The organism is Ideonella sp. B508-1 (assembly GCF_000333615.1).
In the GTDB taxonomy this organism is placed as follows: Bacteria; Pseudomonadota; Gammaproteobacteria; order Burkholderiales; family Burkholderiaceae_C; genus Ideonella.
In genome coordinates this window covers 1-10,099 of the sequence record NZ_BADL01000604.1, presented here as the reverse complement: position 1 = coordinate 10,099, position 10,099 = coordinate 1, and the positions used below count along the sequence as shown (strand labels likewise).

The window sequence follows — 10,099 nt, the reverse complement described above, 5'->3', positions numbered from 1 at the left end:
CCGGNGGCGCTATGAAAAGGTTTGGTTTCCTCAAGAGTCATTCAGATCGGCCAGCGGCAAGGATTATCGGCTTGGTCATTATGTGAACAAGGGAAGCAATGGAACACTCTTCCAATGTCAAGCGCCAGATGGAAGCCAACTGGCCGTCAAGTTTCTGCACCAGCTTGATGATCAACGCCTCTCGCGGTTCGAGTTTGAGTCCTTGGTTCTTTCGGACCTTTCTCATCCTAATGTATTGACCTTCATCGATGGAGGGGACATTCAAACTACACACAAAGTGGATGTTCCCTTCTTAGTTACCAAGCTCTTTCTTGGAAACTTGGAGTACCAAGTCACCACAAAGAAGCGCCTCTCTCCTGCCGAAGCAAGGAAATACGGCTTGGGCTTACTAGATGCGCTTGAGTACATACACGGTAAGGGCGTGATTCATAGAGACATAAAGCCGTCCAATCTCCTGCTCTCAGCCGAGCACGGCGCCGTACTTGGTGACTTCGGAATTGCAAAGACGTCAACTGACGAGGGCGCAGCTCGGTACTACCGCCACGACGTAACATTGATGGGCGACATGGTGGGACCGATGTTATGGCTCTCACCTGAGCTTGCGGCCTACTCTCGAAATAAAGATCACTTAGTCGATCACCGCTCTGACCTCTTTCAAGCCGGCATGGTTATCTGGTACTTGCTAACCGGTGAAATCCCAAGAGGCGGCCTTGATGAAGCGGACGACCCCACGGGAGGAGCGTTCTTTCCGATTGTTCAAAAGCTTACCAAGCAACGACCCGAGAGAAGGTATCAAGCCGCAGCAGAAGCAAGGGCAGAACTACATGCCGTGCAAGCCTAACTCGTTGTTCAACAGGACGGCTTTCAGCCGCCTGTTAACGTAGGCGTTAGCCGCCATGGAAGCATTGCGGAGGTAGCACTTGAGTTTCGAGCTTCATCTTCAAGCCATATCAAGCGGAGGGTCACCATCATTGCGCTTTGCATCGCAACTCCTGTTCGCAACAGCATGCTTGTTGTCGCCGGCTGTGTTTTGGCTTCTCACCTCTGCAGTGACGGCCACTGACAGCTTGACCCAAGCTCAGAGCTGGGCGACGTGCCTCCTTCTCACGGCCGGTTGGCTTGGCCTCGCAAACGATGTGCGCAACTTCGCGCACGGCAAGCGCGTCTACTTGTCGCATGTGTCATCGGTCGCAAACCAAGACAATGTCTATGCCCGATGGGTTGGCTTCTTGGCCGACCTGTTCGCCCTCGGTGTCGTGCTGTACTTTGTTTCAAGAGAATTTACGGCGAAAGTCTTCTAGCAGCTCGCAAAATGGCGTCTAACCCTTCTACAGGGACTTCCCGCTGAGTCAACGGTGTTCAGTGTTCTTCTTCCCAAGCCGTATTCCTTTCAAGTGAACAGTAGGACGTGGTGATCGAAGGCGCCACCGTGGAAGGACAGACTGCACATCTACAGGCGGGCTTGTGTCGGTGGTGTTCACCGAGGCCCCAGATACGAACCGCTCGGCAGGGCTCCATTCACTCGACGTGCTTTGCGCACGCAAGGGTTACCGAGTTCACCTGCCGCCGGTCTGACCTGTGGTGGGCATCTTCGGGCGCACGTCCGGTTGTGGAATCGAGGGTTTGGGCTTCGGGCTCAGGCCGCGGGCTGGGGTCGGAGACAGCAGCGTGCCGCGGGTGGTTCAGGGATGTGGTCGGGGTTGAACGCCACGCCACGCGTCAGAACGGCCCACAGAATGCGGGCATTCTTGTTGGCCAGCGCGACGACAGCCTTTTGCCAGCCCACGCGCTCCTTGAACTGCACCAACCACCGGCTGATGCGATCGGTGCGTTTGCCGGCACTCATCACGGCGGACTTGGCGCCCTGGATCAGCAGGGTGCGCAGGTAGTCGTCGCCGCGCTTGGTGATGCGCCCGAGGCTGGCCTTGCCGCCGGTGGAATTCTGGCTGGGCACCAGGCCGAGCCAGGCACCGAACTGGCGGGCGTTGTCGAACTGGCTGAAGTCGCCCACGCTGGCCACCAGGGCCGAGGCGGTGACCGGGCCGATGCCCTGCAAGGTGGCCGCTGCCTTGGCACGGTCATCGGACCGCACGTGGCTGGCGATGCGCTCATCACACCAGCTCATCTGCAGCTCGATGTCGATCCAGTGCAGGTGCGCGCGCTGCAGCGCCAGGCGGGCCACGCCGGGCAACTCATTGGCCCCGTCTTCGATCACCTCGGCCAGCACCTTGCGCAGCGCCTCGGGGCTTTGCGGGAACACCAGGCCGAACTCGGTGAGCAGGCCGCGGATGCGGTTGATGAGTGCGGTGCGTTCTTCCTTGAAGCCCTCGCGCAGCCGGTGCACGGCCAACTGGCCTTGCTGCGCGGCGGTCTTGACCGGCACGAAGCGCATGTGCGGGCGGCCCGCGGCTTCGCAGATCGCCGCCGCGTCATTGGCGTCGTTCTTGCCGCTGCGTCCGGCCATGCGGTAAGGCGTGACGAAGTGCCCGGCGATCAGCCGCGCATCCAGGCCCAGCAGACGCAGTCGGCGTGCCACGTGATGTGCGCCACCGCAGGCTTCCATCGCCACCAGACAGCCCACAGGCAGTTCGGCACACCAGGCAAAGAATCGCTCGGGCGACATCGGCTTGGCCACCAGCACCCGGCCACCGCGATCCACCGCATGCACCTGGAACACGCGCTTGGACAGATCCACCCCTACCCGCGCCACCGCGCTGCGTGTAATCTCCGCCATGACTTCCCCTTTCCGTTCAGATTGAACTTCCGCAACAGGTCAATCTTGGTACCTCGATACCGTCACAGGACTTGGGAAGTCCCTTCGTATTCACTGCAGCCGACGGCCTCCGGCCGCGGCTGAGTTCAAACGTTAGAGCTCGGATGAACTCCTACCGCGACACGAGAGGAACGGAACCTGACTTCCGGGTCCGCTATAGGTTCCTGAGCGAAGCCGAAGGCGGAAGAAAGACTCTTCCTTTCCAGCATATTCGTTCCGACTTCCTCTACGAGGGAGACGATCCGCAGGCGAATGGAATCTGGTGCATTTGGCCTGAGTTCGTCTCGGCCAATGGCGCAATGCTTGCGGAAAATCAGCCTGTTCCCGCAGAAGGTCTTGCTGACATGTTCATCCTCAACGTCGAGCTACGAGCAGAGCATGCAAAGAGAATTCATGTTGGTACCAAAGGCTACTTCGTCGAAGGCCACAAGAAAACTGCGGCATGCGAAGTTATCGCCGTTTTGGGCTTGGCGAATGCTGAGCTCTCTCAAGAAACACCAACCAAGTGATTGATTTGCAAAGGTGTTTTTTTAGACGGGTTCTGCTGCGACGAGTTTCATGCCGAGCTTGCTGGCCCGCTGACTGAGGTTGTGCAGTACCCGCTGGCGGTAGCGCTCCTCGTAGTAGTCTTGACCTTGATCGGTGTATTCCTCGCCCTTGGTGAGCATGGCGTAGATCAGGCGAGCGAGCTTGTGGGCGGCGGCCGTCACGGCCTTGGGCTTGTCCATGCGTGAACACAGGCGGCGGAAGTACGCACCCAGGGCAGATTGGCTTGAACGCAGCGCTGCAGCGGCCAGCCGCAGTGCCTGAGCGGCTCGGTTGGCACAGCGTTTGGTCTTGCCGCTCATGACCTTGCCGCCGGTGATCTTGGTGCCCGGGCACAGCCCCAGCCAAGAGGCGAAGTGCTTGTCGCTGGCGAACTTGCGCATGTCGGTGCCGGTCTCCGAGAGAACCGCCAACGCGGTGGTCACGTCGATGCCATCGATGCGGGTGAGGTCCACGCCGCACATCTGGAACAGCCGGGTGCGCAGGTCGAACTTGGGCGCATTGCGGGCCTTGCCGCGCTTCTTGCCCTTGGCGGGCTCCGTGTCGCTGATGTGCAGGCGCTGCAATTGAGCATCGATCTCGGTGTCGCACTGAGCCAGTTGCTGGCCGCAGAAGTCGAAGGCCTCCAGCGCCTGCCGCAGCGCGAACAGATGCTCGGTGCGCCAGTTGCCGCGCAGACTGCGCGCGATGTCCTCTTCGCTGGCATGAACGCGCGCGTTGCGCAGCGCTGCCAGCGCATACGGGTTGCGTTCACCCGCGACGATGGCACGCAGGATGGCCTGGCCGCTGGCACCGGCCACATCGGCAATGACGTTGGCCAACTGGATGTTCATCTGCACCAAGGCCTTCTGCATGTGCTGCACGCTGCGGGCCTGGGTGCGCAGCAGGGTATGGCGCTGGCGGGTCAGCGCGCGCAGCACGCACACACCGTCATCGGGCCGGAAGGCCCCACGCAGCAAGCCGTAGCTCATGAGCTGCTGCAGCCACTGGCAATCGAGCACATCGCTCTTGCGGCCCGAGACATTCTTGACGTGACGGGCATTGACCAGCAGCACCGTGAAGCCGCGCGCGTCCAGCAACTCGAACAGCGGGATCCAGTACACCCCGGTGGACTCCATGGCCACGGTGTCCACCCCACAGGCCTGGAGCCAGTCGGCCAGACGTTGCAGGTCGCCGGTGAAGCTGGCGAACTCCTGCACCGGCTCGTCGTCGCGGTCAGGTGGCACCGCCACGAAGTGCGAAGCGCTGCCAATGTCGATGCCCGCCGCGTTGGGGTGGGTGATGGTGATGGCTCCGCGTCCCTTGCCGGGCTTGGGAGTGAGGTTGAGATTGCCTTGCGCCATGGGCTCCTCCATTATGAGAAGTGGAACGTGGCACCGGATCGGGTACGTCGTCTTGATCACTCTCTCAAACGGGATATCGCCGTGCAGGCCGTGAACCTGCGCGATGATTCACCAATGTCGATGACGCAGCCCATGACCACGCTAACCCGCGGGCAGTACGCACCATTGCCATATCGGTCTTCCCCGGCGCCACGTTCCACCTTGCCACGCCGCCAGCGGCTGCGCCAACCCGTGTTTCTTCGGGACGATTTGCGGCGCGGGCGGGCCGATTACTCCGCTAACCCCTCTACAGGGATTTCCCCTTCAATCAAGCAGAACCTGGCTGTTTTCTCCTTCCCAAGCGGTATTTGAGATTCCCGGTGAATCGCTGACCTGACAGGTGCTGCTGAGGACACCACGAGAGACAGACTGCACATCTACAGACGGGCTTGTGTCGGCGGTGTGGCCGAGGCCCCGGATACGAACCGCTCAGCAGGGCTCCATTCGTTCAGCGTGGACGTGTGCCACAGACGAGTTATCGAGCTGGCCTGCTGCCGGTCTGACCTGTGATGTATCTCTGGCAACGGTGCTGTCAGGGTGACGGTTCTGTACAGTGCCATCCGATATGCCCATCGCCCACGAGTCCCCCGACCAAGCCGACGTGATCGCCCTGATCGGCGAGCTGGATGCCTATCAGGACAGCCTGTATCCGCCCGAGGCGCGTTATGCGCTGGATCTGGTCTCGCTGATGCAGCCGAACGTGCGGTTCGTGGTGGCGCGGGACGCGCAGGGCGCAGCCGTCGGCTGTGGGGCGGTGGTGCTGGCCCCGGGCCATGGGGAGCTGAAGCGGATGTATCTGCGGCCGGGTGCCCGGGGCCGCGGCGTGGCGCAGGGCATTCTGGCGTTGTTGGAAGCTGCTGCGGCGGCAGAGGGGTGCCCGGAGATTCTGCTGGAAACCGGGCCTTTCCAGCCGCAGGCCATCGCCTTTTACGAGAAGCAGGGCTACCGTCGCTGCGCCGCCTTTGGCGACTATCCCGAACACCCAATGAGCGTGTTCATGGGCAAGCAGCTCTGAACAGCGCCGGCCCGGTGTGAGCTGATTTTTTTCGCATCCTTTCAACCGAATCCCTGCTCAGCGGTACCTACCGCACAGCAAGGAGGCGGCGGAGAGGATGATCACGGTGAAGGGGCTGGAGGCCGAGGGCCTCGGCGTGCCCGCGATGAGCGGCACTGGCGGCGGCCAAGCCCCGCAGGCCTCACCCTGGGTGCCTGTGCATTGGCATCGGGCGGTGGCGCGAGAGCGGCTGCGCGCGGGAGCGCCGCGCCAGATGCGGCCCGGCATAGTGCTGTTCAATCCCTGGGCCACACGCACCGGTCGCGTGCCCAACAGTTTGCTGCACATTGCCGCGGCGCTGGGCAGCAGCGTCGATGTCGAGCTGGTGGACGGCAATGTCGAGCCCGATCCCTGGGCCGTGATCGAGCCACTGCTGGCTTCGGGCCGCTTCGGCTTCTTCGGCTGCACGGTGATGCCCGGGCCTCAACTGCGACAGGCGGTTCCCATCACACGCCAGGTGCGCGCGACGTTTCCGGCGCTGGTGACGATCTGGGGGGGCTATTTCCCTTCCAACCACCCGCAGGCTGTGCTGCAGTCGGGCTGCGTGGATTACATCGTGCAGTCGGCCGGGGAGGGCGTGTTGCCGGCCCTGTTGGCCGCCCTTTGCGAGGGGCGCGATCCGGGGGCGATTCCCGGGCTGATCTTCCGTCGCGAGGGGGGCCTGGTGCACACCGGCAAGGCACCTCTGCCGGACCTGGACCAGCAGCCACCCCTGCCGCTGCACCTGCTCGCCCGGCGCCAGCCGCTGCAGCGCTATTTCCCCCGCACCTTCCTCGGGCGACGCACCCACGCCATGCACACCAGCCTGGGCTGTCCCTTCATGTGCGCCTTCTGCGCGGTGGTGCCGCTTTACCAGGGGCGGTGGGTGGCCCGTTCCGCCGAGAAGGTGGCCGAGGACGTGCTGCACCTGCGTGATGCGCATGGGGTGGACGCGATCGAGTTCACCGACAACAACTTCTTCGTCTCTGAGAAGCGGGTGCGGGCCTTCGCCGAGCGCATGCGCGGCCAGGGAGTGGCCTGGTGGGGTGAAGGTCGCATCGACACCCTGGACCACTACAGCGACGACACGCTGGCGCTGATGCGCGAGGCCGGCTGCCGCATGATCTTCTTCGGTGCCGAGAGCGGTGACGATGACGTGCTGGCCATGGTGGACAAGGGCGGGCGCCAGTCGGGCGCGCAGATCCTGCGCTTTGCCTCGCGCCTGCTGTCCTTCGGCATCATTCCCGAGTACTCCTTCGTGCTGGGCTTTCCCCGGCCGACCGAGGCCGAGGTCTGGGCCCAGATCCACCGGGACATCGCCTTCATCCGCGAGCTCAAGGACCAGAGCCCGGCCACGGAAATCATCCTCTACATCTACAGCCCGGTGCCCACCGAAGGCAGCGGCCTGCAGCAGCGCAGCCAGGCGGCGGGCTTTCGGTTTCCCACCACGCTGGAGGACTGGGTCAGCCCCGCCTGGGAGGCCTTCGACCTGCACCGCAACCCGCTCACGCCGTGGCTCACGCCGGCCATGGTGCGGCACATCCACGACTTCGAGACGGTCCTCAACGCCCGTCACCCCACGCGCACCGATTTCAGCCTCGGTGACTGGGGCCGGCGACTGATGCAGTGGGCGGCGCGGCCGCGATACCGAACCGGCGTGTACCGCTGGCCATTGGAACTCAAGGCGCTGCAGCGCCTGCGCCGCTACACGCGGCCCGAGGTAGAGGGCTTCTATGCTGAAAGCAACTGAACCGCTGGCCGCGCGCATCGCGCCTTTGAACGCCGCTGAGCAGGCGGTGCTGCGCGCCTTGGCCTATCGCCAGGTGTTCGACGCCCCTTTGTCCGCCGAGGAGGTCTGGCAGTTTCTGGATCTGCCGGGCGTGGCGCTTGCAGAAGTGAAGCTCGCTCTGCGGCAACTGCAGACCGCGGGCCTGGTGGCCGGCCGCGATGGTTGGTTCTGGATCGCCGAGATGGACGATCCCATCGCGCGCTGGACGGTCAAGCAGGCCCGGGCGGACGCCGACATGCCCGGGGCATTGAAGGTGGGCCGCACGCTCATGCGTCTTCCGTTCGTGGATGGCGTGGCCATCTCCGGCTCGCTGTCCAAGCGCGCGCAATCGGAGGACGGCGACTTCGACTTCATGATCCTCACCCGCCCGGGGCGGCTGTGGCTGGTCTATGTGCTGCTGCGCCTGTACCGCGGCAGGCTGCCCAGCCGGCACATGCTGTGCTCCAACTATGTGTTGGCCTGCCACAGGCTGGGGCTGGCGCAGCGGGATGCCTTCACGGCCATGGAACTGGCCACGCTGATTCCCGTCGGCGGCCGGGATGCCCTGCAGCAGATGCAGCAGGCCAATTCCTGGGTGGATGAGTACCTGCCGAACCGGTCAGTGCCGCAAGGCTTCACCGAGCCCGAGCGGGGCTGGCTGCGTGGCTTTCTCGAGGCGGGCTGCTGGCGCCCCTTGGCCGAGATGCTGGACGAGTGTGCGTGGCAACTGATCAACGCCCGGCATCGGCGCACCATGGCCCATCTGCGCCCCCTGATGGCTCGGCGCAGCCTGGAGCTTGGCCGCCACGTGGCCAAGCTCCACAACTCCGAGTGGAAGTACCGCATCCTCGAGCGCTACCAGGCCAACCTGGACCGGCTGCAGCAGCTGGCCGGCTCTGCCATCTCGCGCCACACGGTGCAGGGCCGCGTGCTGGTCGCCTCGGCCTACTACTACCGGCTGGATCCCAAGCAATGGCGGGTGGGCAAGCCCTACCCACCGCTGGGCACCCTCTACGCGGCCGGTCTGGTGCGCAGCCTGGGGTTCGACACCCGGGTCTTCGATGCGGGCCTGGCCGAGAGTGAGCTTGCCTTTCTGCGGCGGCTGGAGCACGAGCGTCCCACCTATGTCGTGCTGCAGGAAGACGGTTTCAACTACCTCAGCAAGATGTGCCTGGATCGCATGCGCGAGGCGGCCTTGCAAATGGTGGGGCTGGCGCGTGCCCTCGGCGCCAGGGTGCTGGTGTGCAGTTCGGACGCGACCGATTTCCCCGAGCCCTACCTGCGCGCGGGGGCCACCGCCGTGGTGCGGGGCGAAAGCGAGGCCACGCTGGCCGAGGTGCTGCAGGCCTGGCGCGATGAGCGCCCATGGGAGGCGATCCCGGGCCTGGCTCTGCTGGTCGACGACCGTCTGGTGCGCTCGCCGCAGCGCGCGCCCATCACCGACCTCGATCAACTGCCCGCGCCCGCCTGGGACCTGGCCGAGCTGGCGCCGTACCGCGAGATCTGGCAGCGGCGCCACGGCCACTTTTCGCTGAACATCGCCACCACGCGGGGCTGTCCCTATGCATGCAACTGGTGCGCCAAGCCCCTCTATGGCAAGCGCTACACGGTGCGCTCGCCGGAGCAGGTGGTGGATGAACTGGCGCTCCTGACGACGCAGCACGGTGCCGAGCACTTCTGGGTCACAGACGACCTGTTCGGTTTGAAGCCGGGTTGGGTGCAGCGCTTTGCCGCACTGGTCCAGGAGCGAGGCTTGCCGCTGCGCTACACCATCCAGACCCGCGCCGACCTGTTGCTGCGGGATGCCGACGACCTGCAGGCCATGGCCCGCGCCGGCCTGGAGACGGCCTGGATCGGTGCCGAAAGCGGCTCCCAGCGCATTCTGGATGCGATGGACAAGGGCATCACGCGGGAACAGATCGACGAGGCAGTGCACGCGCTGAAGCAGCAGGGCGTGAAGCCGGCGCTGTTTCTTCAGTTCGGCTATCTGGGCGAGACGGCCGAGGACATCCGGCTTACGCACCAGATGGTGGACGCCTTGCAGCCCGAGGAGATCGGCATCTCGGTCTCGTACCCGCTGCCGGGCACCGTGTTCCATGAGCGTGTGAAGGCCCAGATGGGCACCAAGACGCACTGGCTGCACAGCCACGATCTGGAGCTGATGTTCCCCGGCAGCTTCGCGCCCGGCTTCTACCGCCACCTGCATGCCTACACCGCACGCCGCTTCCGCTTGCAGCGCTGCTGGGCGGTGTTGCGCGGCCGGCGCCAGGCGCCGCGCGGTGGCCGGGCGCGTGCGCTGGTCGCCTTGCTGCGTGTCGCACCCGCCTTGCTGCTCGCCCGTTGGGGCATGTGGCGCGAACAGCGGCGGCCCCAGGCCTGGCCCCAGCCTCGTGAGGGGCGGGCATGAGCGTGGCGGCGTTCGACACCGTCGCGCGCGACTACGACCGGGACTTCACCCACAGCCTGGTGGGCATGGCGCAGCGCCGTGTCGTCTGGGACGTGCTGGACGATTGGCAGGCCCGGCGCAGCGGGCCAGGCGCCGTGCTGGAGCTCAATTGCGGCACGGGCGAGGACGCACTCCATCTGGCCCGCGCCGG

9 protein-coding genes are annotated in these 10,099 nt (G+C 64.5%); 7 read left to right on the top strand and 2 right to left on the bottom strand.

Translation table 11 applies throughout. The features are described from left to right. On the top strand, positions 1 to 841 hold an 841-nt coding region (locus tag I73_RS31990), incomplete at its 5' end, for a serine/threonine-protein kinase (protein WP_148289909.1). A gap of 79 nt (positions 842 to 920) precedes the next feature. Then, positions 921 to 1,301, top strand: coding sequence for a hypothetical protein (locus I73_RS24015; protein ID WP_148289908.1), 381 nt, complete (start codon positions 921 to 923; stop codon positions 1,299 to 1,301). A gap of 335 nt (positions 1,302 to 1,636) precedes the next feature. On the opposite strand, the gene I73_RS30335 is transcribed toward I73_RS24015, so the two are convergent. Further along, a complete protein-coding gene (locus I73_RS30335; RefSeq protein ID WP_022982950.1) occupies positions 1,637 to 2,734 on the bottom strand; it encodes an IS110 family transposase in 1,098 nt (365 codons plus the stop codon). A 143-nt stretch (positions 2,735 to 2,877) separates the two neighbouring features. Here I73_RS30335 and I73_RS31985 point away from each other — a divergent pair, with 143 nt between their 5' ends. Next, a complete protein-coding gene (locus I73_RS31985) occupies positions 2,878 to 3,282 on the top strand; it encodes a hypothetical protein (RefSeq protein WP_083877044.1) in 405 nt (134 codons plus the stop codon). A 21-nt stretch (positions 3,283 to 3,303) separates the two neighbouring features. Here the strand turns inward: I73_RS31985 and I73_RS24005 are convergent, their stop codons facing one another. Continuing rightward, positions 3,304 to 4,662 carry an IS110 family transposase gene (locus I73_RS24005; RefSeq protein WP_022982949.1) on the bottom strand — a complete coding sequence of 453 codons (1,359 nt, stop codon included), beginning with the start codon at positions 4,660 to 4,662 and terminating at the stop codon, positions 3,304 to 3,306. A 604-nt stretch (positions 4,663 to 5,266) separates the two neighbouring features. On the opposite strand from I73_RS24005, the gene I73_RS24000 reads away from it, so the two are divergent. The 4 genes from I73_RS24000 to I73_RS30325 form a co-directional block, all read left to right on the top strand. Continuing rightward, positions 5,267 to 5,716, top strand: coding sequence for a GNAT family N-acetyltransferase (locus I73_RS24000; protein WP_022982948.1), 450 nt, complete (start codon positions 5,267 to 5,269; stop codon positions 5,714 to 5,716). Between the two features lie 97 nt (positions 5,717 to 5,813). Then, positions 5,814 to 7,484: a B12-binding domain-containing radical SAM protein gene (locus tag I73_RS23995; protein WP_022982947.1), complete on the top strand. Its 1,671-nt coding sequence runs from the start codon at positions 5,814 to 5,816 to the stop codon at positions 7,482 to 7,484. Next, complete coding sequence (locus I73_RS30330) at positions 7,468 to 9,909, top strand: radical SAM protein (protein WP_085944646.1); 2,442 nt, start codon at positions 7,468 to 7,470, stop codon at positions 9,907 to 9,909. Before I73_RS23995 ends, I73_RS30330 begins: the two co-directional genes overlap by 17 nt. After that, a partial coding sequence (locus tag I73_RS30325; protein WP_199899091.1) for a hypothetical protein occupies positions 9,906 to 10,099 on the top strand: 194 nt, incomplete at its 3' end. The genes I73_RS30330 and I73_RS30325, both read left to right, overlap by 4 nt.